Genomic DNA, 22,008 nt, shown 5'->3' with positions numbered 1-22,008 from the left:
GGTCTCCTCAGGTCGTCAGGCCGGACTCGGCGGCATAGGCCGCCTGCCGGGTCAGTTCCAGCCGCAACGCATAGGTGCGCTTGAGCTGGCCAAGCAGGTGCGGCGCACGCGGGTCCTGCGCCAGGGCGGCACGGATCTGCGCCGCGCTTTCATCCAGTTCATGCAAGGCCGGCTGCCATTCCGGCGCCCGTCCATCGGGCAGCGCGGCCACGGCCTGCTGGTACTGCTCGGTCATCGCCGCGGCCTGCAGCTGCAGGGCGGACGGCGCCGGCGTATCCGGCTGCGCATGCCGCCACGGCGCCACCACATACAGTGCCAGGCTGGCCGCCAGGGCAGCGCCGGCCGGCAACCACCAGCGGCGCCGCGAACGCACCGGCAGGACCACCACGTTGTCCGTTGGCTCGGGTGCTGCCTGCGGTCCACGCGGCGGCAGCCGGGCGGACAGGCGTGCCCAGCCATCGGCGGGTACATCGCGCTCGTTCGGCAGCGCGCGCAGCCGGGCCAGCAGGTCGTGATCGGAATCGTGTTCGTGTGTACTCATGTCATGTCTCCCAGCCGTGCGCGCAACAGGCCGCGCGCACGATGCAGCTGTGCCTTGGAACTGCCGACAGCCATCTGCAGCTGCTCGGCGATTTCCTGGTGTTTCCAGCCTTCGATATCGTGCAGCACCAGTACCGCACGCGCCCGTGGTGGCAGTGTCGACAATGCGCGCTCCAGGTCACGCTCGGTACCCGCGCAACGGTCATGCACCGCCAGTTCCAGCAGGCCGCCATCGACTTCCTCCAGACTGTCGTGATCCTGCCCTGCGGCGCGACCACGCAGTTCCATCAGTGCGGCGTTGACCCCCAGCCGATGCAGCCAGGTGGACAGGCTGCTCTCGAAACGGAACCCTGGCAGGGCTTTCCAGGCCTGCAGGAAGGCCTCCTGCAGCGCATCCTCGGCACGTGCCTGCTGGCCGCCACACAACCGCCACAGGACAGCGAATACACGCGGCGCGTGACGCCGGTACAGCAGTTCGTAGGCAGCGGTGTCGCCGGCGGCCGCCGCCCGTACCAGAGCGGGTTCGTCGACGGCGTCGTTGGCGGCGGGCGGCGCGGGCATGGTGGTGTCGAGCATATCGCTTGGATGCGGCGACCCGGGAAAAGGTTTAGAGCCGATCGACGGCCGATGCCATGCAACCTTTTCGACGGCTGCTGCATCCATGGAAGGTCCTTCGCGAATCTGCCGTCCGGGAGTCCTGCCATGTCCAGCCCTTCCTGCGCCGCCCTGCTGGTGATCGCTGCCTGCGTCCTGCTGCAGGCGCTGGGCCTGTCACTGCAGCTGCGCCCCGACAACGGCCGCGCCTGCCTGCAGCAGCACCGCCAGGAGCTGGTCTGCCTGGCCTGGACCCCGCCGGTCGAATCCCCCGCACGCGCCGGGTAACATCGAGGGCCGTTATTGCCACCCGTCGTCGCCCCCATGATGTTGTCGCTGAAGGATCACCTGCCGGCCTGGACCTACCCTTGGCTCCACGACGCGGGTATCGCCGTGAAGATCCTGCTCACCCTGCTGGCCGCGTGGCTGCTGCGGGTGCTGGCACGGCGCTTGATCCGCCGCTTCGCCGAGCACTACACGCTGCCACCGGAAATGGTGATGGGCGCGCGCCGGATCACCAGTTTCGTGGTCTATTTCAGCGCGGTCCTGTACATCCTCAGCCTGCTCGGCGCATCGCCGTCGGTACTGTGGACCGCGTTCACCGGCTTCGCGGCGGTGGGTGCGGTGGCCTTCTTCGCGGCCTGGAGCGTGCTCTCCAACATCTTCTGCACGCTGCTGATCTTCACCACGCGCCCATTCCGCCTGCATGACTACATCGAGGTGCTGGAGAACGGCGAGAAACCGGGCCTGAAGGGCCGGGTGATCGACGTGAACCTGATCTACACCACGCTGCAGGAGACCGGCGACGGCCACGAGGGCACGGTGCTGCAGCTGCCGAACAACCTGTTCTTCCAGCGCACGGTGCGGCGCTGGCGCGACCCGGCACAGGCCCCCGGCGGCATCCAGGGCGACGGCTGAGGGGGTCTTCCTTTGCAGGGCTGCGCCCTGCACCTGCAGAGGCCGAAGCCGAAGCAAGATCAAGAGCGGCATTCCGTGGGATGGCGGGGCGGTGTGGGTGGTCAGGACACGCCGTAAACCCGTCCATGGGGGCTCGATGGCGCCATCCATGGCGCCAACGGTCCTGCCCACCCACACCGCCCCACCTCTGACAGATTCCGCGCGCTGTTGGTGGGTGCCGACCGTTGGTCGGCACATCTGTCAGATATCGATAGTCAAAATTGAATCCGACCCCGTGCCGACCAACGGTCGGCATCAGCAGCGGGTTCCAACAGATCGCGGAAATCTGTCAGAGGCGGGGCGGTGTCGGAGTGCGGGGTGTCCGCGGCATGGATGCCGCGGCCAAGCCCCCATGGACGGGTTCACGGCGTCCCCGCACTCCGACACCGCCCTGCCAACCCACGGAATGCCAGCCTTTGATGTTGACGTTGCTTCTGCAGGTGCAGGGCGCAGCCCTGCAATAAAACACCCCTTACCTCAGCTGGCTGTCCTTGCTGCCACGCCGGTTGTACCCGGCATGCGCCTGCTCTTCGTCGTCATGCGCCTGCTGGCACGCCACGCACAGCCGTACCCCAGGCACGGCCCGGCGCCGCGCCAACGGAATCGGTGCGTCGCATTCCTCACAGTGTTCCAGACCAGGGCCCTGCCGCAGCTGGCGCCGCGCGCGGGCAATCGCATCGTCGACGGTGGCGTCGATCTGGTCCTGGACCGCGCCGTCTCCCGCCCAACCGGTGGCCATGGCCATCCTCCGCAGGTGTGTCGCCTGATATGGGGACGATACACCCGCGCACAAAGGAGCAGACCTGTGTTGAGCCGAGCCATGCCCGGCTGATCTTCAGCAATCTGAGCAGAGCGTGGAGGGCTTCAATCAGGTCGATCGCGACTTAATCCCCTCCGTCCCCTTTTCGCTTACCAGACCAGGTCGTCGGGCACCTGGAACTGGGCGTAGTAGGCGTCGTCCTCGGCATTGCCGGTGGATATCTCAGCGGTCGAGCCCGGCTGGCCGTGGTCGACGATGATCGCTTCCGGGGCGCGTTCGCGCACCTTTTCCGCCGCAGCACGCGGCAACACGGCGTAACCGTCGCCGTGGGCAACGATGACCAGCACACCCACCGACAGCGCCTTGCGCAGCTTGGGGTCGATCAGCAGGGTGCGGATCGCCGTGCCATCGCTGAAGCGGTACTCGTCATCGCCCTTGTGGGGCACGGCATGGGCCGCGATGATCTGCTTCGCCTGCGCCTTCTGTTCAGCCTGCCTGGCCTGCGCATTGCGCTCGGCGGCCAGCGCGCGGTCGCGCTCGACCTTCTCGGCACGGGCCCGTTCAGCCTCGCGCTGGACGTCGGCCGAGGTCGATTCGGCCTTGCCCTGCCGGGCCTTGGCCTGCTCGCGCGCGGCGGCGCTGGCCTGCGACTTCTTGGCCAGGCCGGCCTTGAGCAATTGTTCCTGCAGCGCGTTGGGCTTTGCCATGGTCGGTGCGTACCGCGTGTAATCTTGGATGCCCCATTCTACCGACGCCCCGCCGCCCCTGCATGGCAGTCCTGAAGTACCTCACCGGCTATCCCGAACCCCTGGTCGCCCAGGTCAGCGAACTGCTGGCGCAGGGCAAGCTCGGCCCCTGGCTGCAGCAGCGCTACCCCGACCCGCATGAAGTGCGCAGCGACCGCCAGCTGTACGACTACACCCAGGAGCTGAAGGACCGCTACCTGCGCAAGTCGGTGCCGCTCAACAAGGTCTGCTACGACAACACGCTGGAAGTGATCAAGCACGCGCTGGGCACTCATACCGCCATTTCCCGCGTGCACGGCGGCCGCCTCAAGGCCAGCCGCGAGATCCGCATCGCCACCGTGTTCCGCCAGGCACCAGCAGCGTTCCTGCGCATGATCGTGGTACATGAGCTGGCCCACCTGAAGGAAGCCGACCACAACAAGGCCTTCTACCAGCTGTGCCAGCACATGGAGCCGGAGTACCTGCAGCTGGAGTTCGATACCCGCCTGTACCTGACCGAGCTGGCCAACCGCGGCCAGCGCTGACCGGCCGCAGCAGCTACACTGCGCGCCCCCTGCCCGACCTTGCCGCCATGGAACCGATCCGTCTCGACAAACGCCTGTCCGCCCTGCTCGGCATCCCGCGCGGCGAAGCGCGACGCTACATCGAAGGCGGCTGGGTCACGGTCAACGGCGACGTGGTGGAGCAGCCGCAGCGCCCGGTCGATGACAGAGCGGTGATCGTTGTGGCCGAGCAGGCCAGCGATGAAAAGGCCGAGCGGGTCAGCATGCTGTTGAACAAGCCGGCCGGCGTTGCCGCTGAGACCCTGTGTGCGCTGGTCAGCAGTGACAGCCGCAGCGAACTCGATGCCAGCGACATCCGTCCGCTGCAGCGTCACTTCCATGGCCTGCAGCTGGCCGCCTCGCTTCCGGCCAGCGACAGCGGCCTGGTGGTGGTCAGCCAGGATCCGGCCACGCTGGCCCATCTGCAGCGCAATCTTGGCCGCACCGAACAGGAATACCTGATCGAAGTGGCCGAGGGCGGCCCGGAGCGTGGGCCATGGCTGATGGCGCGTTTGCAGCAGGAGGCCGGCGGCGGCAAGGTCAGCTGGCAGAGCGAACAACGCCTGCGCTTTGCCGGCAAGGGGCTTACCGCCAAGGGCCTGCGTGCAGCGGTGACAGCCGCCGGGCTGCAGGTGACCGGGGTGCGCCGCCTGCGTATCGGACGCGTGGCGCTGGGGCCGCTGCCGCCGGGGCAGTGGCGCTACCTGGGCAGCGACGAGCGGTTCTGAGGTGTGCGGGTCAGAGCCCTTTCCTGTGGAATGGGATCCGACCCCATCGGTGACGCCCCCTCGGGGTGGGATCCCGTGCCGAAGGCAAGGGCTCTGACCCCCTGTCGATCCTGCAGGCATTCCTTCACGCATGGCGTGGCTCTACCATCGGGGCATGAGCCTGCCCAAGCCGCTGTGGCGACGCCTGCTGCGTGTTGCTGCGATCATCCTCGCCGTGCTGGTGCTGCTGGTGCTGTCCGGCCTGCTGCTGGCCGACCACCTCACGCCGCAGGCACGGGGCACGCCTTCGCATGTGCTGCCACTGCAGCCGGCGCAGACCCGCATCGACCAGCAGATCGTGCCATTGCAGGAGGCCCATCCCGGCCAGTCCGGCGTGGCCTTCCTCAGTGATGGCATGGATGCCTTCGCCGCACGCGCGATGATCACCACGCACGCAGGCCGCAGCCTGGACCTGCAGTACTACATCTGGCACGACGACCTGATCGGCCACCTGATGGCCAAGGCGCTGTATGACGCCGCCGAGCGCGGCGTGCGCGTGCGCATCCTGCTTGATGACATGAATGCCAAGGACAAGGACGCGCTGATGATGGCGCTCGATGCGCATCCGAACATCGAGATCCGCCTGTACAACCCGTTCCGCAACCGGACCGGCATCCTGCGCATGGTGGAGATGGTGCAGCGCTTCTTCAGCGTGAACCACCGCATGCACAACAAGAGCTGGATCGCCGATGGCCGCGTCGCGATCGTCGGTGGCCGCAACATCGGCGAGGAGTATTTCAGCGCGCGCACCGATGTGAACTTCCAGGATCTGGACCTGCTGGTCGCCGGCCCCGCCGTGGAGCAGGCCAACCGCATCTTCGACGACTACTGGAACAGCGACACCGCCATTCCGGTATCCGCGCTTGCCTTCCATACCGACGCACAGCTGCGCCTGCTGGTGCGCGAATCGGACCATGAGGCGCAGCGGGACGTGGCCCGGCCGTACCTGGCGCGCGTGGCCGAATCACGCAAGCGGCAGCGCCCGAGCCCCGAGCCGCTGCGCTGGAGCGGTGCAGTGCGCATCGTGTCCGACCCGCCGATGAAGCACCGCAAGGACGATCGCGCTGCCTGGCTGGTGTCGACCCTGATCAGCGAGCTGCAGGCCGCCAGGCGCAAGGCCCTGTTGATCTCGCCCTACTTCGTTCCCGGCAACGAGGGCCTGGATGGCTTTTCGGCCATGTCCGGGCGGGGCGTGCAGGTCGGCGTGGTCACCAACTCACTGGCCGCCAATGACGTCGCCGCCGTACATGGTGGCTACATGGACTACCGCGTGCCGTTGCTCGAAGCCGGCGTCCACCTTTACGAACTGAAGGCACAAGGGCAGCCCGGCGATGCCGGCGTGTTCGGCAGCAGCGGCGCCAGCCTGCATACCAAGGCGTTCCTGGTCGATGACCGCCGCGGTTTTGTCGGTTCGTTCAACCTCGACCCGCGCTCGGCCTATCTGAACACCGAGATGGGCGTGCTGTTCGACGATCCGGTGCTGGGCGCACAGCTGCGGGACGAGTACCTGCGCCTGGCTGATCCCAGGCACAGCTGGTGGCTGGCGCTGGATGACCGTCGCCGGTTGCGCTGGCTGGAGCGCGAACCGCCACCGCACTGGGTGGAGGCGGAGCCGGGGGCAACGGCGCGCAAACGCTGGTTGTCGCGGGTGATCAGCTGGCTGCCGGTCGAATCGCAGCTGTAGCGCTCAGGGTGTTGGACCCGCCTCTTCCTGTCCGGCCTCATCACGTGTTTCCACGCTGCGTCCATGCAGGCGCCGCCAGATCCAACGCAGGGCATGCGGCGGCGCTGAAGGCAACTGTTCGAGCAGGGCCAGCATGCGGCTCTGGCTGGCATGTCCATGCCGGCACAGCAGGCTGGCTGCCGCCGCAGCGCTGGCCAGACGCAGGCTGTCGGCGAGTGGGCCATCGGCCTCCGGCGCCAGTGCCTGGTGCACGGGCTCGGGCAGCTCCCAGGCTGCAGCCACGCGTTGTGCCAGCGGCAACGACCATTGCTGGAGCAGTTGCAGGGCCAGCGCCGGCTCCACGGTTTCGTCGCGTGCCTGCGCTTCCTGCAGCAACTGGCGCATCACCAGCGCTGACCCCAGCCCCTGCACCAGGCCCAGCCACTGCGCAGCGAAGGCATCACCGAAGGTGACCGTGCGCGCATGATCGGCGGCCGCACGCGAAGCCAGCAGTGCGTGCTCCCAGATGACCGTGCTGAACTGCGGAAACATGCCGCACTGCACCTGCATCACCGGCTGCACCAGCACCGCGCTGATGATCTGGCGCACGCCCTCGGTACCGACCAGGGTCACCGCACGCTGCAGGCTTTCCACCGGCCGCTCATGCACCTTGTAGGCCGGGCTGTTGGCGATGCGCAGCAGATTTCCGGTCAGCACCGGGTCCTGGCCGATGATCGCCGCCATCACCCGTGCCGAGGCGGCATCGTCGTTGACGGTCTGGATCAGCTGCGGCAGCAGTTGCGGGCGCCGCGGCAGGTGCCGGGCGGCCCAGTCACGGTCCTGCAGCGCGCGCGCCACCGCTTCGCCCAGTGCCGGATCCTGCACGGGGGCAGGCTCGCCGGCCAGCCGTGGGTACAGGGCAAGTGCATGCAGGCCGCGCTGCAGGTGGGCGGCGATCTCACCGGCCTGCAGCGCCTCGCCCTGAAGGCTGGCTGCGGCAGCAGCGACCGCCTGTCGCGATACGGCCGCCAGGCGCAACGGAGCCGCCCCGGTCGAGCGCGCCAGCCAGCCGCGCAGCGATCGCCACCAGGCCGGCGTCATCGCCGCCTGCCCTGTCGTTGTGGTGCCCTTGCCGTCACTGACCGCCCTGCCTCTTCACGCGAATCCGGCCACCCGCCGTCGTCGCAGCATCGGCCGCACTTTCATCTTCTTTAACCGGAAGGGCGCCGATGTCGACGGCAGCGACCGGGGGAATGGACTAGAATGGCGCCGCGCGACCCGTCCCCCTGCACTGACGACGTCGCTTTTTTTTTTTTGGGACCCTACCGTTCACTGGCCGTTCGCTGCAGTTCGCCGCTGTTCGCGCCATCGGAGACGCCATGCTATTCGAAACCCTCGCCACCACCGGCCACGAACAAGTGGTGTTCTGCCACAACCACGATGCCGGCCTGAAGGCGATCATCGCCATCCACAACACCACCCTGGGCCCCGCCCTGGGCGGCGTGCGCATGCGCCCTTACGCCAGCACCGACGAGGCGCTGGCCGATGTGCTGCGGCTGAGCCGGACGATGACCTACAAGAATGCGCTGGCCGGGCTCAACGTGGGCGGCGGCAAGGCGGTGATCATCGGCGATCCGAAGACGGACAAGACCGAGGTACTGTTCCGCGCCTTCGGCCGCTACGTCGATTCGCTGGGCGGCCGCTACATCACCGCCGAGGACGTTGGCACCGACGTCAACGACATGGAGAACATCTACCTGGAGAGCCAGTTCGTGACCGGCGTGCACCAGGTCCATGGTGGCTCCGGCGATCCGGCGCCTTTCACGGCCTACGGCGCACTGCAGGCACTGATGGCGTCGATGCGCTTCAAGTTCGGCCATGAGGAAGTAGGCAAGACCAGCATCGCGGTGCAGGGCCTGGGCCACATCGGCATGGAACTGGTGAAACTGCTGCGTGACCGCGGCGCCAAGCTGTATGTCACCGACCTGGACAGTGCGCTGGTTGATCGTGCAGTCAGCGATTTCGGCGCCGAGGCGGTCAAGCCGGACGAGATCCACGAAGTGAACGCCGATGTGTTCGCACCGTGTGCGCTGGAAGGCGCGATCAACGCCGACACGCTGCCGCGGATCAAGGCCAAGATCATCTGCGGCACTGCCAACAACCAGCTGTCGAGCCTGGAGATCGGCGACGAACTGCATGCGCGCGGCATCCTCTACGCCCCGGACTACGCCGTCAACGCCGGCGGTGTGATGAACGTGTCGCTGGAGATCGACGGCTACAACCGCGAACGCGCGATGCGCCTGATCCGCAGCATCTACCACAACCTCACCCGCATCTTCGAACTGTCGCAGCGCGAGAACATCGCGCCGCAGCGGGCGGCCGATCGTATTGCGGAAAGCCGCATCCTGTCGATCGGCAAGCTGAAGATGCCGCTGGGCCGCAGCACTCCTCGCCTGGGCAACCTGCGCGGCGGCTGAGGCTGCAGACGTCGCGCCGGGAGCCTTCCCGGCGCGACCGATTGCTCAGAACCCGGTGCTGTAGCGCAACGCAGCCTGCCGCGCGCCCTCGCCACCGATACGCTGGTCGAAGCCCAGGCTCAAGCGGCCATTGCGGCCCCACCACGATTCCAGCGCGACGCCGATCAGCGCGCTGCCGCGCGGCGCATTCCAGCCTGCCAGCGGCGCCCAGGCATCCACGCCGACAAAACTGGCCTGCCAATCGGCGTCACCGCCGTCCAGCCGCTGCTGCCACTCGGCGTGTCCGCGCAGGTTCCAACGCCCCCAGCCCCGCTCGCCGCGGACGCCGGCCAGCATCTGGCTGCGCTGCGCGCGGGTGGCATCACCCCGCAGGCCGAAGCCGAAACCGCCCAGCTCATTGAACGCATCGGTATCGACACGCGTGGTGCTGGCACCGAGGTAGGGCGTCAACGAAGCGCCTGCGCGGCCCAGGCGATATCCGCCTTCCACGCTGGCGCTGCTGAAACGCCCGCCGTAACGCGCCGAGACACCGTAGGCGCCCGCACCCAGCAGCAGCTGGCGATCCAGCGCGCGGGTGAACTGGCCACTGCCGAACTGGGCCAGCGCATAGCCACGCCCCAGGCTCCAGCCAGCGTACAACTGCGCCTGCGCCTGGCGGTCACGGCCGCGATCACCGCCGAAACTGCTGCCACCATTGCTGCGGGTCTCGCCGAAGGCGACGCCCATCAGGCCGTTGCCGCCCAGCGGCAGATCCTGGCCGGCCATCCAGCCCCGGCTGTCGGCGGCGTTGCCGGCGAAGCTGCCCTGCCCCGCCTCACCCAGCGCGCTCTGCCAGCTCCCGCGCAGGCGCGGGGTGGCCTGTACACGATCGAAGCGCTCGGCAATCGCACGCCGCGACATGTCGATGCTGTCGAAGGTGGCAGCCTCGGCGCGGGCATGCGCCTGGCCGGACAGGCTCTGCAGGCTGTCGGCCAGGCCCTGCTGGCCGCCTCCGGCCCACTGCAGCGCACCGGCTGCCGTACCGAAGGGCGATCCCTGCAGGCCGGTGTTGCCGTCGAGCACTGCGAATGCGCCTTCCAGGCGCTGCGCTGCGGCCTGTGCGGAGGCGCTCAGGCCACTGGCTGCGGCGGTGACGCTGACCTGGTTCACGTTCAACCAGGCGTTGTTGCTGTCGTAGCCATACGTGGGTGCCACCAGGGTCAGCCCCTGCAGGCCGGTGGAAGTGGCTTGGGTACTGAAGGTGCCGTTCAGGCCCCCCGCGGCGTGGATGAGGTCCTGGCGCGTTCCGTTCTGCGGCACATAGCCGGAGACAAAGCCGTGCACACGCACACCGCCATTGATCGTTGCGTTGCCGGTGACCTGAAGTGCGTTGGCACCGAGCGCGATCATCAGCTGCGCGCCGGGCTGCTGGGTGTAGTTGCCCTCGATGGTGCCGGTGGTGTTGCCGGTGGTGAGGAACACGCTGCCGCCGTTGACCACATTGCCGATCACCCGCGGCGTGCCACCGTTGAACTGCAGACCGGTGGAGTCCGGGTCGGGCTGGGCGAGGATCGTCACATTTGAACGGATCACGCCACCGTTCTGCAGCGTCAGGATGCCGCGCTCGATGCGGGTGGCGCCGGAATAGCTGTTGTTGCCGGCCAGTACCAGCTTGCCTCCGCCCTGCTTGACCAGGCCACCGCTGCCGGTGATGTCGTTGCTCCACATCGAGTTGGTCGAGCCGGCATCAACGTTGGCAACCACATCGCCCCAGTCGAAGCGGCCGGGACCGTTGATCGCGCGACCGATGTCGAGCAGGCCATAGCCGAACACCGGATCCACGCCAGGCGCACCGATGTCCTTGGCAGTGCCCAGCAGGGTCTGCCTCACCAGATCGTTGTTGAAGTAGGGGAAGCGCTGCCAGACCAGCGCCGCCGCACCGGAGACCAGCGGCGCGGCGAACGAGGTGCCGTAGTTCCAGTAGTAGCTGCCACCGTTGGCATCCGGGTAGACCGCGCTGCCCGGCGCTGCCAGGCAGTAGCGGGCCGCCTGGCCGCAGGCATTCGAATAGCTGGCCAGCGCGCCCGGCGTAAACGGGTCCACCGCCGTGGCCACCAGCCAGCCGCGCTCCAGATCGGCCGCCGGAAGCGTGCCTGCCACGCCCTTCTGGCTGGGCAGCGCGGCCAGGCTGCTCGGCTCGCTGCGGCCGTCATTGCCGGCGGCGAACACCACCAGGCCACCGTGGTTGATCACGAACGGCCGGTATTCGGCGGCTACCTGCGCGGTGGTCGGCAGATCGGTCCAGTACAGGCCGCCCCACGAGTTGTTCATCACCTTCACGTTGTAGCTGATCAGGTCCTGGTGGACCTGGGCCACGCCCAGCGGCCCACTGAAGGCATTGCCCTGGCCACTGCCGTCGTCGGTCGGCGGCTTGTCGGAAATGATTCTTGCCGAGACGATCTGGGCGCCTGGCGCGATACCGCCCGGCCAGGTCCCCACTGCTGCGCCGGCGGCGAGGCTGGCCACGGCGGTGCCATGCCCGACCACGTCATCAACCGCCAGGTTGTTCCTGGCGGGATCGATGTAATTGAAGTTGGCCAGCACGCGACCATTCAAGGCCACCGCGTTGCGCTGCACGCCCGAATCGACGATGCCGATGCGCACGCCCTGCCCGGTCAGGCCGGCGGCCTGTGCGGCACGCGCGTTGGTGACTGAAAGATGCGCGTCAAAGGCCGGCTCCTGCGGCTTGGCCGGCGGTGGTGTCGTCGGCGGAGGCGTGGTTGGAGGTGTCGGCGTGGTCGGGGGCGGGTCGACGCGCACGTTGCTGCCGCCTCCGCCGCCTCCACCACAGGCCGTCAGCGCCATCGCCAGCGCGGTTGCCAGCACAGACCTCACCATCATCGTTCGCTCCATCGATTCCTTCCCGTGAACGTTGGCCTGCCTTCATCCCGGCAGGCGTTCGGCGCCGCACAGCGGCAGCCCTCCCCGACCCTCTATACTTGGGCCGACCCCCACGCAGTCTGCCGGGAAACCGGGGCGCATCCAACGGCCTCCGGTCTCCTTTCCGAACATTGCTTACGCATCAACGAGATTGCCATGTCCAACATCGTCATCGCCGCCGCCAAGCGCACCGCCATCGGCTCCTTCCTCGGCCAGTTCAACGGCGTGCCGACCCCGACCCTCGGCGCCGCAGCCATCGCCGCCGCGCTGGAACAATCGGGTGTCCCGGCCAGCGACGTTTCCGAAGTCCTGATGGGCTGCGTGCTGCCGGCCAACCTCGGCCAGGCGCCCGCCCGCCAGGCGGCGATCGCCGCCGGCATCCCGCTGTCGGCCGGTGCCACCACGCTGAACAAGGTGTGCGGCTCGGGCATGAAGACCATCATGCTCGGCCATGACCTGATCAAGGCCGGCTCGGCCAGCATCGTGGTCGCCGGCGGCATGGAATCGATGTCCAACGCCCCGCACATGCTGCCGAACTCCCGTACCGGCAACCGTTTCGGCAACTTCCAGGCGGTCGACCACATGGCCCACGATGGCCTGGTCAACGCCTATGACGGCAAGGCCATGGGCGAATTCGCCGAGTGCGCGGTGGACAAGTACCAGTTCAGCCGCGAAGAGCAGGACGCCTATGCGATCGAGTCGGTCAAGCGCGCGCAGGCTGCCCAGGCCAATGGTGCGTTCGCCGACGAGATCGTCGCGGTGAAGGTAGCCACCCGCAAGGGTGAGGTCGAGGTCGCCATCGACGAGCAGCCGGGGCGCTCGGACATCGCCAAGATCCCGACCCTGCGCCCGGCCTTCAAGAAGGACGGCAGCGTCACCGCCGCCAGTTCCTCCAGCATCTCCGACGGCGCCGCCGCGGTGGTGCTGCTGACCGAAGAGGACGCCGCCGCGCGAGGCATCACGCCGCTGGCCCGTATCGTCGGCCACGCCACCCACTCGCAGGAGCCGGAGTGGTTCACCACCGCGCCGATCGGTGCGCTGCACAAGCTGCTGGGCAAGACCGGCTGGTCGCTGGACCAGGTCGATCTGTTCGAAATCAACGAAGCCTTTGCCGTGGTGGCGATGGCCCCGATGCGCGAACTGGGCATCCCTCACGACAAGCTCAACGTGAATGGCGGCGCCTGCGCACTGGGTCACCCCATCGGTGCTTCCGGCGCACGTCTTGTGGTGACCCTGGTCAACGCTCTGCGCACGCGTGGTGGCAAGCGCGGCATTGCCACCCTCTGCATCGGCGGCGGCGAAGCAACGGCAATCGCCATCGAATTGATTTAAAAAGATTTAACGATGATTTCGCAAAAATGAATGCGGGATCGCTTGACACCCAATCTTGGCTTGTCATCATGTTGTCGGCGCGCAGCATGCGCGTTGCCTAATTCTAACGACGAGGATTTACACAATGAGCATCAACAAGCTGCTGGTCGCGATGTCCCTGGCTCTGGCCCTGGCCGCCTGCTCGAAGCAGGAAGCTGCCCAGGACGCCGCTGCTTCGGCCAACGAAGCCGCCACCGAAGCCCAGGCTGCTGCCGACCAGGCCGCCGCTGCTGGCGCCCAGACCGCCGACGCTGCCCAGCAGGCCGCTGACACCGCCGCCACCGCTGCTGACGCCGCCACCGACGCCGCTGCCCAGACCGCCGGTGCTGCCACCGACGCTGCTGCCGGCGCTGCTGCTGACGCTGCCAAGGCTGCTGAAGGCACCGCTGAGAAGGCCAAGGACGCTGCTGAAGAAGCCAAGAAGTAATAACTTCTTTCTTCACGCTGTTCTGGAAAAGCCGCTGGTTCGCCAGCGGCTTTTTCTTTGCGTGGATGCCGGCGATCAAGCCCCTGCATCGCGACCCGGTCTTCACAACGGCATGAATAGGCTGGCGTCCCCATCCATTGCAGTGCCGGAGACCGCCATGAAGATTCGTCCGATCACCACCACCCTGCTGGCCGCCTCCCTGCTGCTGGCCCTGGCCGCCTGCAAGGGCCCGGAAGCCGAACAGGCCAAGCAGGACGCGCAGCAGGCGGCCGACAGCGCCGGCGCTGCCGCCCGCGACGCCGTCGACAAGGCTGCTGCCGCCACCCGCGAAGCCGCCGACAAGACCGCCGCCGCTTCCGAGCAGGCCGCCGCCGATACCCAGCAGGCGCTGGACAAGGCCGCAGACGCCACTGCCAACGCCGCCGACAAGGCCAAGGACGCCGCAACCGACGCCGCCGCGCACGCCAGCGACGCCACCGCCGACGCCGCGCAGAAGGTCGCCGACAAGGCCCGCGATGTCGCCAATGACGCCAAGGCCAACGCCGCCAAGGAAGAAGCCAAGCACTAAGCCTTACCGGCAGCCGAGCACCGGCTCGGCTCCACAGGAAAAGCCGCGGCACTGCCGCGGCTTTTCTGCTTTTCGCTCCCTGCTTCTTCTGTTGATTCCGTGGTGTGCGCCCACGGAAAGTGTCCAAGGACGCGCGGGTAGGTTGCGCAGGGGCGTAAGCGCCATGGATGGCGCGCCCGAGCCTTATCTGATGAAAATCTGTCAGCGTAGGTGTCGAGAGCCGGCGTGGGCCGCCCCTACGGCAGCGCGCGCGCCAGCATCGCCGTCAGCTCCAGCCCCGCCGGCAGCGTCCCGAACGCCAGCCCATGCTCCCCTTCCAGCCGGCTACGCACGAACGCCTCCGCCATCGGACTGCGCGCACGCAGCAGCAGCGCCGCCTGCAGCAGCAGCGCAGTGCGCTCGCAGAACAGCCGCGCCTGCGCTTCCTCCGGTGGCGGCGCCGCTGCCCAACGCTGCAATGCTGCTGCATAGCGCGCATCACGGTCAGCCACCGACGCCAGCTCACCGCGCAACGCCGTCATCGCCTCCGGTTCACGCGCCAGCGCACGCAGCACATCCAGGCACTGGATGTTGCCGCTGCCCTCCCAGATCGAATTCAACGGTGCCTGCCGGTACAGGCGGGGCAGCATCGACTCCTCCACGTAGCCGGCACCGCCCAGGCATTCCTGCGCTTCATTGACGAAGGCCGGCGCCCGCTTGCACAGCCAGTACTTGCCCAGCGCCGTCCCCAACCGCGCCATCGCCGCTTCATTGGCATCCACACCGGCACGATCCACCGCGCGTGCGATGCGCATCGCCAACACCGTGGCCGCTTCCGACTCCAGCGCCAGATCAGCCAGCACGTTGGTCATCAGCGAGTGCTCCACCAGCAGCTTGCCGAAGGTGCGCCGATGGCGTCCATGATGCAGCGCCTGCGCCAGCGCCATGCGCATCTCCGCGGCCGCACCCAGCATGCAGTCCAGGCGGGTCATCATCACCATGCCGATGATGGTCGCCACGCCACGCCCTTCTTCGCCCACGCGCCATGCCTGCGCGCCACAGAACTCGACCTCGCTGGACGCATTGGACCAGTCACCCAGCTTGTCCTTCAGCCGCATCAGCCTGAATGCATTGCGGTCGCCATCGGCCAGCCGGCGCGGCATCAGCAGGCAGGTCAGCCCGCCCGGCGCCTGCGCCAGCACCAGGAAGCCATCGCACATCGGCGCGGAAAAGAACCACTTGTGGCCGACCAGGCGGTAACGTTCGCCATCGATCGGCTCGGCGCGCGTGCTGTTCGCACGTACATCCGAGCCGCCCTGCTTCTCGGTCATGCCCATGCCCAGCGTGATGCCGGTCTTGTCCGCCACCGGCACGTCGCGCGGGTCATAGACCGGCGCGGCGGCCTTGCGCGCCCATTCGGCCAGGTGCGGCTGCGACTGCAGCACTGCCACCGCCGCATGGGTCATGGTCAAGGGGCAACTGGTGCCGGCTTCGGCCTGGTGGTGCAGGTAGCTCAGCGCCGCACGCGCGACGTGTGCGCCGGGCTGCGGCTCGTGCCAGGACAAACCCGCCACGCCATGCTGCTTCGCTGCGGACATCAGCTGGTGGTACGCAGGGTGGAACTCGACCGTATCAATGCGGTGGCCCTGCGCATCGTGCGTACGCAGCTGCGGGCGATCACGGTTGGCATCGAAGCCGAGCCGGTACAGCTCGTCGCCGGCCAAGGCTCCGTACACGGCCAGGCGTGGCGCTAAGGCACCGGCACCCTCGCGATGCACCGCCTCCGCCAACGCCACATCGTCGGTCCACAGCTGGCGTCCCGCGAACGGTGGCGGCTGGTTCAGCACCACATGGGTTTCAAACGGCGCGTTGCTGCTGAAGCTAGGTCCACTCATCCGGTCCATCCTGGCGGCAAGAGGTATGCGGTCCGATTGTGCCGCATGCCCCGCCAAGCCCGTGTTCAGGCCGGTTCTCACCGCCTGCACGAAGCGCAGGCCACAGTGGCCGCATGGAAGGCAATGACGATCTGGTGGTGCTGCGTCCGGAGGGGCTGTACTGCGCCGCGGGAGATTTCCACATCGATCCCTGGCGCCCGGTGCCGCGCGCGGTCATCACCCATGGCCACGGCGACCACGCGCGCCCGGGCATGGGCGAATACCACTGCAGCGAAGGAAGCCTGCCGATCCTGCGCTGGCGGCTGGGCGATGTTGGCGTGCAGGCGCACGCCGAGGGGGTGCCGTTCCGCTTGGGCCGGGTGCAGGTATCGCTGCATCCGGCCGGTCATGTGCTCGGTTCGTCCCAGGTGCGCATCGACGATGGTGAACGGGTGTGGGTGGCGTCCGGCGACTACAAGCGCCAACCCGACCCGACCTGCACGCCCTTCGAAGTGGTGCCCTGCGATACGTTCATCACCGAAGCGACGTTCGCGCTGCCGATCTATCGCTGGCCGGACACCCCGGCGGTCGCCGCAGAGATCGTGGCGTGGCGCCGCGAATGCGAACAACGTGGCGAAGCGGCGATCCTGCTGTGCTATGCACTCGGCAAGGCGCAGCGGGTGCTGGCCGAGTTGTTGCCACTGGACGACCGCCCCGCGTGGCTGCACGGCGCCATCGCCAATGGCGTGTCGGTCTACCGGCAGGCCAACATCCCGATGCTGGAGACGCTCACCGTCGCCGAACAGGGGCGTCAACCCGATGCCGCCGGCCAGTTGATCCTGGCCCCACCCTCGGCCGCAGGCACGCCGTGGATGCGCCGCTTCGGACCGCATCAACTGGGGTTCGCCTCGGGGTGGATGCAGCTGCGCGGCAACCGGCGGCGCCGCAACGTCGACCGGGGCTTCGTCATTTCCGATCACGCTGATTGGCCCGCGCTGCTGCAGACCATCGAACAGACCGGCGCGCAGCGGGTCATCGCCACCCATGGCAATACCGATGCATTGATTCCGTTCCTGCGCGAGCGCGGCGTGGCGGCTGAAGCCTTTCGCACCGACTTCGGGAGCGAGGAATGAAGGCGTTCGCCGCGCTCTACCAGCGCCTGGACCGCAGTACTGCGACGCTGGACAAGCGCGCCGCACTGGTCGACTACTTCCGCCACGCAGCGGCGCACGATGCGGCGTGGGCGTTGTACCTGCTCAGCGGCGGCAAGGTCGGCGGCGCACGCCGCAGGATCGCCGCCAGTGGTGAGCTGCGCAGCTGGATTGCCGAGGAATCCGGACTGCCCGCCTGGCTGGTGGAAGACAGCTACGCTCAGGTCGGCGATCTGGCCGAAACACTGACACTGCTGCTGGATGACCCCTTGCATCCCGCCGCCGACCGGCCGTTGTCGGACTGGATCGAACAGCATCTGCTGGCGGTGGCCAACCAGCCCGAAGTGGTGCGCCGTGCGGCGGTCGTCGCCGGCTGGCGGCAGCTGCGTAGCGGCGAGCGCCTGGTGTTCAACAAGCTGCTCACCGGCGCGCTGCGCGTGGGTGTCTCGCAACGGCTGGTGCAGCAGGCGCTGGCAGAATGGTCCGGCCTGGACATCGCGCGCATCGCCCAGCGCATGCTCGGCGAGTGGGTGCCCTCTCCCGCGTTGCTGGGGCAGCTGCTGTCGCCGGATGAACTGCCACTGGACCGGCAGCAGCCGTACCCGTTCTTCCTGGCCTCACCGTTGGAGGGCGAACCGGGCGAACGGCTGGGTCCGGTCGAAGACTGGCTGCTGGAGTGGAAGTGGGATGGAATCCGTCTGCAGCTGCTGCGCCGACGCGGTGAAGTGGCGCTGTGGTCACGTGGCGAGGAACGGCTGGATGGCCGCTTCCCGGAAATTGAACAGGCCGCGATGGCGCTGCCCGACGGCTGCGTGCTGGACGGAGAACTGCTGGCCTGGGACGAGAGCGACGACCTGCCGCGCGCCTTCACCGCGCTGCAGACCCGCATCCAGCGTCGCAAGCCCGGTGCAGCGACCTTGCGCAACACCCCGGTACGCGTGCTTGCCTACGACCTGCTTGAACGCGATGGCGAGGATCTGCGCGGGCTGCCACTGCAGCAACGGCGTGCACAGTTGGCCGAGGTCATCGGTGCCCTCGGCGACACACGCATCCAGCTGTCGCCCGACGTACCCGCTGGAGACTGGCTGCAGGCGGCCACGTTGCGGGAGGCCGCCCGTGAGCGGGGCGTCGAAGGGTTGATGCTGAAACGCCGGACGTCCGCCTACCAGTCAGGGCGACGGCGCGGCGACTGGTGGAAATGGAAGGTCGACCCCCTGACCATCGATGCCGTGCTGCTGTACGCGCAGGCCGGCCATGGACGGCGCAGCACGCTGTACACCGATTACACCTTCGGCGTCTGGGACGGCGATACGCTGGTGCCGGTGGCCAAGGCCTATTCGGGCCTGGATGACAAGGAAATCCTGGCCCTCGATCGCTGGATCCGCGCCAACACCCGTGAACGGTTTGGCCCGGTGCGCAGCGTGCGTGCCGAACAGGTGTTTGAACTGGGCTTCGAGGCAGTCAACCGCAGCAGCCGGCACAAATCCGGCATCGCCGTGCGCTTTCCCCGCATCCTGCGCTGGCGCCACGACAAGCCCGCCACGGAAGCCGACCAGCTGGCCACGCTGCAGGCGCTGGCGCGATGAACCGCCGCCAGGCGTTGCGCCGGCTGGAAGACTGGTTCGCTGCGCGCGGCTGGCGCTCACTGCCGTTCCAGCGCGCGATGTGGCGGCACTATCTGGCGGGCGACTCCGGGCTGCTGCACACCCCCACCGGCAGCGGCAAGACGCTGGCCATGTTCGGCGGCCCGCTGCTGCAGGCGATGCTCGATCCACCGTCGGCACCGCGCCGGGCCAGCGCGGTGCGGCCGCTGCAGGTGCTGTGGGTGACGCCGCTACGGGCATTGGCCAGTGATACCGCACGTGCGCTGCAGGCAGTGGTCGACGGGCTGGGCTTGGGCTGGCGGGTCGGCCTGCGCAGCGGCGATGCCAGCAACCGCGAGCGCCGGCAGGCCCGCGAAGGCCGCGTCGACGTACTGGTGACCACGCCGGAATCGCTGGCACTGCTGCTGAGCTATCCCGACACACTGCCACGCATGCGCCAGCTGCGCTGCGTGGTGGTGGACGAATGGCATGAACTGCTGGGCAACAAGCGCGGCGTCCTGCTGCAGCTGAACCTGGCGGTGCTGCGCGACGCCGCTCCTTCCCTGCAGCTTTGGGGACTGTCGGCCACGCTGGGCAACCTGCCGCAGGCCCGCGACGTGCTGCTGCCTGGCCAACAGGATGCACCGATCGTACAGGGCGTTCGTCCGCGCGCGATCAGCGTGCGCAGCCTGCTGCCGGAACCCGGTGAACGTTTCCCTTGGGCGGGGCATCTCGGCCTGGCGCAGCTGCCGCGCGTGCTGGACGCGCTGATGGCCGTACGCAGCAGCCTGCTGTTCACCAACACCCGCGCGCAGGCCGAGCTGTGGCACCAGGCGCTGGCGGCGGTATGGCCGGAAGACGCGGACACGCTGGCACTACATCATGGCTCGCTGGATCCAGCACTGCGCCAGCAGGTGGAAGACGGCCTGCGCGCAGGCGCGTTGCGCTGCGTGGTGGCGACCTCCAGCCTCGACCTCGGTGTGGATTTCCCGGAGGTTGAACAGGTACTGCAGCTGGGCAGCCCCAAGGGCGTGGCGCGGCTGCGCCAGCGCGCCGGGCGCGCACGCCATCGTCCCGGCGTCGCGGGGGCCATCGTCTGCATACCCAGCCACGCACTGGAACTGGCCGAATATGCAGCGGTGCGCCGCGCACTGCACGAAGGCGTGGTCGAAGCGCGTCGACCGCCGACGTTGTCACTGGACGTGCTGGCACAGCATGCGGTCAGCCGCGCCCTCGCAGGCGGCTTTGACAGTGATGCGCTGCTGGCGCAGGTGCGTCGCACCCATGCCTTCGCCACGCTGGGCGATGAACAATGGCGGGCCGTGCTGGACTTCATCGTGCAGGGTGGGCAGGCGCTGGCGCAGTACCCCGATTTCCACAAGGTCGTGCGCGATGCCGATGGCAGCTACCGCATGCACGATCGCCGCCAGGCGCTGCGGCACCGCCTGTCGATCGGCACCATCAGCAGCGATGGCAGCGTGCGCGTGCAGTTCCTGCGCGGTGGCGGGCTTGGTGCAGTGGAGGAGCAGTTCGCCAGCCGCCTGCGTCGCGGCGACCGTTTCCAGTTCGCCGGGCGCCTGCTGGAACTGGTGCAGCTGCGCGACATGACCGCTTTCGTGCGGCTGGCACGAGGGCGCGGTGATGGTGTGGTGCCGCGCTGGCAGGGAGGCCAGTTGCCGCTGTCGATGCCACTCGGCCGTGAGCTGGAGTGGGTGCTGTCCGGCGCCGACGACAGTGCCGAATCCCGCTGGTTGTCACCGTTGCTGGCACTGCAGCAACAGCTGTCGGCGCTTCCCGGCCCAGAGCACCTGCTGGTGGAAGAGGTGCGGCGCCGCGAAGGCCAGTTCATGTTCGTCTACCCCTTTGCCGGCCGCCACGTACACGAGGCACTGGCCGCGCTGTTGGCGCTGCGCTGCACCCGCCAGCAACGCAACAGCATTGGCTATGCGGTGAACGATCATGGCCTGGTGCTGGCGCCGGCGCGGCCGATCGATCTGGATGAGGCGCAATGGCGTGCGTTGTTCGGCAATGACCGGTTGCTGGACGATCTGCGCGCCGCAGTGAACCTGGGCGAGCTGGCGCGACGTCAGTTCCGGGGCATCGCACGCGTAGCAGGCCTGCTGGTGCCCAGCCTGCCCGGTGGCATGCCACGGTCGCTGCGCCAGCTGCAGGCGTCCGCGGGCCTGCTGTACGACGTGCTGCGCGAGCACGATCCGGAACACCTGCTGCTGGCGCTGGCGGAACATGAAGTGCTGTACGACAGCCTCGACCTGCCGGGGGTGCAACAGGTACTGGAGCGGATCGGCACGCAGCAGCTGTCGCTGCAGCGACCATCATCACTCACGCCGCTGGGCTTTCCATTGTGGGCCGAACGCCTGCGCGGTCAGTTCAGCAATGAAGACTGGCGTATGCGCGTGCAGCGCGCGGCCCAGCAACTGGAGCGCCGTCATGACCGATGAATTACCGCTGCTGCTTGCTGGTGAGTCCGTGGTCCTGGTGGGCGCGCGTGCGCTGTACTGGCCCGCGCGGCAGGCACTGCTGATCGCAGACCTCCACCTGGGCAAGGCCGATGTATTCCGTCGCGCCGGCATCGCGTTGCCCAGCGGCGGCACCGGCGAAGACCTGCAACGCTTGCAGCGGCTTCTGGACCTGCATGCCTGCCGCGAGCTGTGGATCCTGGGCGACATCCTGCATGGGCCGGCGCATCGCGCTGCGTGGTACCAGCAATGGCTGGGATGGCGTGAACGCAATGCTTCGCTGGACGTGCATGTCCTGCGCGGTAATCACGACCGCCAGCTGCCGCATGCGCAGTTGCAGGTCCAGATCCACGATGAAGTACGACTGCTGCCGTTCCTGCTTCGGCATGAGCCGATGCCCGATGCGGCGCTGCATGTGATCGCCGGGCATCTGCACCCGCAGGTTGCCTTGAAGCCACTGCGACGGCGCTTCCCCGCGTTCTGGCTGCGTGACCGGATGACGGTCCTGCCGGCCTTCTCCGCATTCACTGCAGGCATCGTGCCTGCCCCCGCCCGCGGCGAACAGATGATCGCCTGCGTGGAAAGCGGCCTGGTGGAACTGCCGGTCGCCTGA

20 protein-coding genes are annotated in these 22,008 nt (G+C 68.0%); 13 read left to right on the top strand and 7 right to left on the bottom strand.

Going from position 1 to position 22,008, the window contains the following annotated elements:
* Positions 1-7: 7 nt before the first annotated feature.
* Positions 8-541, bottom strand: a complete 534-nt coding sequence (locus AC5P78_RS00655; protein WP_012480953.1) for a hypothetical protein — start codon at positions 539-541, stop codon at positions 8-10.
* Positions 538-1,116 (bottom strand): RNA polymerase sigma factor, encoded by a 579-nt coding sequence (locus AC5P78_RS00650; RefSeq protein ID WP_012480954.1) that lies wholly within the window; start codon positions 1,114-1,116, stop codon positions 538-540. The genes AC5P78_RS00655 and AC5P78_RS00650 overlap by 4 nt, the downstream gene beginning before the upstream one ends.
* Positions 1,117-1,242: 126 nt before the next feature.
* On the opposite strand from AC5P78_RS00650, the gene AC5P78_RS00645 reads away from it, so the two are divergent.
* Positions 1,243-1,422: a hypothetical protein gene (locus AC5P78_RS00645; protein ID WP_044570681.1), complete on the top strand. Its 180-nt coding sequence runs from the start codon at positions 1,243-1,245 to the stop codon at positions 1,420-1,422.
* A 36-nt stretch (positions 1,423-1,458) separates the two neighbouring features.
* Positions 1,459-2,052 carry a mechanosensitive ion channel family protein gene (locus AC5P78_RS00640; RefSeq protein ID WP_005410571.1) on the top strand — a complete coding sequence of 198 codons (594 nt, stop codon included), beginning with the start codon at positions 1,459-1,461 and terminating at the stop codon, positions 2,050-2,052.
* A gap of 511 nt (positions 2,053-2,563) precedes the next feature.
* Here the strand turns inward: AC5P78_RS00640 and AC5P78_RS00635 are convergent.
* Both AC5P78_RS00635 and AC5P78_RS00630 read right to left on the bottom strand, forming a co-directional pair.
* Complete coding sequence (locus AC5P78_RS00635; RefSeq protein WP_012480956.1) at positions 2,564-2,830, bottom strand: DksA/TraR family C4-type zinc finger protein; 267 nt, start codon at positions 2,828-2,830, stop codon at positions 2,564-2,566.
* A 170-nt stretch (positions 2,831-3,000) separates the two neighbouring features.
* A complete protein-coding gene (locus tag AC5P78_RS00630; RefSeq protein WP_012480957.1) occupies positions 3,001-3,558 on the bottom strand; it encodes a DUF2058 domain-containing protein in 558 nt (185 codons plus the stop codon).
* Between the two features lie 62 nt (positions 3,559-3,620).
* Here AC5P78_RS00630 and AC5P78_RS00625 point away from each other — a divergent pair, with 62 nt between their 5' ends.
* The 3 genes from AC5P78_RS00625 to AC5P78_RS00615 all read left to right on the top strand — a co-directional run bounded on the left by AC5P78_RS00625 (position 3,621) and on the right by AC5P78_RS00615 (position 6,590).
* Positions 3,621-4,121 carry a M48 metallopeptidase family protein gene (locus tag AC5P78_RS00625; protein WP_005414217.1) on the top strand — a complete coding sequence of 167 codons (501 nt, stop codon included), beginning with the start codon at positions 3,621-3,623 and terminating at the stop codon, positions 4,119-4,121.
* A 47-nt stretch (positions 4,122-4,168) separates the two neighbouring features.
* The gene (locus AC5P78_RS00620; protein WP_012480958.1) at positions 4,169-4,867 is read left to right on the top strand and encodes an RNA pseudouridine synthase; all 699 of its coding nucleotides are present in this window, start codon (positions 4,169-4,171) and stop codon (positions 4,865-4,867) included.
* Positions 4,868-4,997: 130 nt separating this feature from the next.
* Complete coding sequence (locus AC5P78_RS00615) at positions 4,998-6,590, top strand: phospholipase D family protein (protein WP_495217142.1); 1,593 nt, start codon at positions 4,998-5,000, stop codon at positions 6,588-6,590.
* A 3-nt stretch (positions 6,591-6,593) separates the two neighbouring features.
* Here AC5P78_RS00615 and AC5P78_RS00610 read toward each other — a convergent pair whose 3' ends face one another.
* Entirely contained in the window at positions 6,594-7,670 is a 1,077-nt protein-coding gene (locus AC5P78_RS00610) for an HDOD domain-containing protein (protein ID WP_049396637.1), read from the bottom strand.
* 278 nt (positions 7,671-7,948) lie between these two features.
* Here AC5P78_RS00610 and AC5P78_RS00605 point away from each other — a divergent pair, with 278 nt between their 5' ends.
* Positions 7,949-9,046 carry a Glu/Leu/Phe/Val dehydrogenase dimerization domain-containing protein gene (locus tag AC5P78_RS00605; protein ID WP_005410578.1) on the top strand — a complete coding sequence of 366 codons (1,098 nt, stop codon included), beginning with the start codon at positions 7,949-7,951 and terminating at the stop codon, positions 9,044-9,046.
* Positions 9,047-9,091: 45 nt separating this feature from the next.
* Here the strand turns inward: AC5P78_RS00605 and AC5P78_RS00600 are convergent, their stop codons facing one another.
* Positions 9,092-11,938 carry an autotransporter serine protease gene (locus AC5P78_RS00600; RefSeq protein WP_012480961.1) on the bottom strand — a complete coding sequence of 949 codons (2,847 nt, stop codon included), beginning with the start codon at positions 11,936-11,938 and terminating at the stop codon, positions 9,092-9,094.
* Positions 11,939-12,121: 183 nt separating this feature from the next.
* Here AC5P78_RS00600 and AC5P78_RS00595 point away from each other — a divergent pair, with 183 nt between their 5' ends.
* From AC5P78_RS00595 to AC5P78_RS00585, 3 genes are all read left to right on the top strand, one after another.
* The gene (locus tag AC5P78_RS00595; RefSeq protein ID WP_005410580.1) at positions 12,122-13,297 is read left to right on the top strand and encodes a thiolase family protein; all 1,176 of its coding nucleotides are present in this window, start codon (positions 12,122-12,124) and stop codon (positions 13,295-13,297) included.
* 124 nt (positions 13,298-13,421) lie between these two features.
* On the top strand, positions 13,422-13,763 hold the full coding sequence (locus tag AC5P78_RS00590) for a hypothetical protein (RefSeq protein WP_005410581.1): 342 nt from the start codon (positions 13,422-13,424) through the stop codon (positions 13,761-13,763).
* A gap of 157 nt (positions 13,764-13,920) precedes the next feature.
* Positions 13,921-14,331: a hypothetical protein gene (locus tag AC5P78_RS00585; RefSeq protein WP_005410582.1), complete on the top strand. Its 411-nt coding sequence runs from the start codon at positions 13,921-13,923 to the stop codon at positions 14,329-14,331.
* A gap of 236 nt (positions 14,332-14,567) precedes the next feature.
* Here the strand turns inward: AC5P78_RS00585 and AC5P78_RS00580 are convergent, their stop codons facing one another.
* Positions 14,568-16,205: an acyl-CoA dehydrogenase family protein gene (locus tag AC5P78_RS00580; RefSeq protein ID WP_414498452.1), complete on the bottom strand. Its 1,638-nt coding sequence runs from the start codon at positions 16,203-16,205 to the stop codon at positions 14,568-14,570.
* 113 nt (positions 16,206-16,318) lie between these two features.
* Between AC5P78_RS00580 and AC5P78_RS00575 the strand changes: the two genes are divergently transcribed.
* From AC5P78_RS00575 to pdeM, 4 genes are read left to right on the top strand one after another with little or no spacing between them, the layout of a single operon-like run.
* The gene (locus AC5P78_RS00575) at positions 16,319-17,317 is read left to right on the top strand and encodes a ligase-associated DNA damage response exonuclease (RefSeq protein WP_005414211.1); all 999 of its coding nucleotides are present in this window, start codon (positions 16,319-16,321) and stop codon (positions 17,315-17,317) included.
* Positions 17,314-18,921 (top strand): ATP-dependent DNA ligase, encoded by a 1,608-nt coding sequence (locus AC5P78_RS00570; protein ID WP_043035438.1) that lies wholly within the window; start codon positions 17,314-17,316, stop codon positions 18,919-18,921. Before AC5P78_RS00575 ends, AC5P78_RS00570 begins: the two co-directional genes overlap by 4 nt.
* Positions 18,918-21,377 (top strand): ligase-associated DNA damage response DEXH box helicase, encoded by a 2,460-nt coding sequence (locus tag AC5P78_RS00565; RefSeq protein ID WP_043035437.1) that lies wholly within the window; start codon positions 18,918-18,920, stop codon positions 21,375-21,377. Before AC5P78_RS00570 ends, AC5P78_RS00565 begins: the two co-directional genes overlap by 4 nt.
* A complete protein-coding gene (gene pdeM / locus AC5P78_RS00560; protein WP_183153529.1) occupies positions 21,367-22,008 on the top strand; it encodes a ligase-associated DNA damage response endonuclease PdeM in 642 nt (213 codons plus the stop codon). Before AC5P78_RS00565 ends, pdeM begins: the two co-directional genes overlap by 11 nt.

This window comes from Stenotrophomonas sp. YJH_SMC_133 (assembly GCF_059370655.1).
This window is presented reverse-complemented; position numbering and strand designations above follow the sequence as displayed.

What these genes read in the sequence shown, in the direction of transcription:
- AC5P78_RS00655 (WP_012480953.1), bottom strand. Translation starts at nt 541, where the DNA reads ATGAGTACACACGAACACGATTCCGATCACGACCTGCTGGCCCGGCTG.
- AC5P78_RS00650 (WP_012480954.1), bottom strand. Translation starts at nt 1,116, where the DNA reads ATGCTCGACACCACCATGCCCGCGCCGCCCGCCGCCAACGACGCCGTC.
- AC5P78_RS00645 (WP_044570681.1), top strand. Translation starts at nt 1,243, where the DNA reads ATGTCCAGCCCTTCCTGCGCCGCCCTGCTGGTGATCGCTGCCTGCGTC.
- AC5P78_RS00640 (WP_005410571.1), top strand. Translation starts at nt 1,459, where the DNA reads ATGATGTTGTCGCTGAAGGATCACCTGCCGGCCTGGACCTACCCTTGG.
- AC5P78_RS00635 (WP_012480956.1), bottom strand. Translation starts at nt 2,830, where the DNA reads ATGGCCACCGGTTGGGCGGGAGACGGCGCGGTCCAGGACCAGATCGAC.
- AC5P78_RS00630 (WP_012480957.1), bottom strand. Translation starts at nt 3,558, where the DNA reads ATGGCAAAGCCCAACGCGCTGCAGGAACAATTGCTCAAGGCCGGCCTG.
- AC5P78_RS00625 (WP_005414217.1), top strand. Translation starts at nt 3,621, where the DNA reads ATGGCAGTCCTGAAGTACCTCACCGGCTATCCCGAACCCCTGGTCGCC.
- AC5P78_RS00620 (WP_012480958.1), top strand. Translation starts at nt 4,169, where the DNA reads ATGGAACCGATCCGTCTCGACAAACGCCTGTCCGCCCTGCTCGGCATC.
- AC5P78_RS00615 (WP_495217142.1), top strand. Translation starts at nt 4,998, where the DNA reads ATGGCGTGGCTCTACCATCGGGGCATGAGCCTGCCCAAGCCGCTGTGG.
- AC5P78_RS00610 (WP_049396637.1), bottom strand. Translation starts at nt 7,670, where the DNA reads ATGACGCCGGCCTGGTGGCGATCGCTGCGCGGCTGGCTGGCGCGCTCG.
- AC5P78_RS00605 (WP_005410578.1), top strand. Translation starts at nt 7,949, where the DNA reads ATGCTATTCGAAACCCTCGCCACCACCGGCCACGAACAAGTGGTGTTC.
- AC5P78_RS00600 (WP_012480961.1), bottom strand. Translation starts at nt 11,938, where the DNA reads ATGGAGCGAACGATGATGGTGAGGTCTGTGCTGGCAACCGCGCTGGCG.
- AC5P78_RS00595 (WP_005410580.1), top strand. Translation starts at nt 12,122, where the DNA reads ATGTCCAACATCGTCATCGCCGCCGCCAAGCGCACCGCCATCGGCTCC.
- AC5P78_RS00590 (WP_005410581.1), top strand. Translation starts at nt 13,422, where the DNA reads ATGAGCATCAACAAGCTGCTGGTCGCGATGTCCCTGGCTCTGGCCCTG.
- AC5P78_RS00585 (WP_005410582.1), top strand. Translation starts at nt 13,921, where the DNA reads ATGAAGATTCGTCCGATCACCACCACCCTGCTGGCCGCCTCCCTGCTG.
- AC5P78_RS00580 (WP_414498452.1), bottom strand. Translation starts at nt 16,205, where the DNA reads ATGAGTGGACCTAGCTTCAGCAGCAACGCGCCGTTTGAAACCCATGTG.
- AC5P78_RS00575 (WP_005414211.1), top strand. Translation starts at nt 16,319, where the DNA reads ATGGAAGGCAATGACGATCTGGTGGTGCTGCGTCCGGAGGGGCTGTAC.
- AC5P78_RS00570 (WP_043035438.1), top strand. Translation starts at nt 17,314, where the DNA reads ATGAAGGCGTTCGCCGCGCTCTACCAGCGCCTGGACCGCAGTACTGCG.
- AC5P78_RS00565 (WP_043035437.1), top strand. Translation starts at nt 18,918, where the DNA reads ATGAACCGCCGCCAGGCGTTGCGCCGGCTGGAAGACTGGTTCGCTGCG.
- pdeM (WP_183153529.1), top strand. Translation starts at nt 21,367, where the DNA reads ATGACCGATGAATTACCGCTGCTGCTTGCTGGTGAGTCCGTGGTCCTG.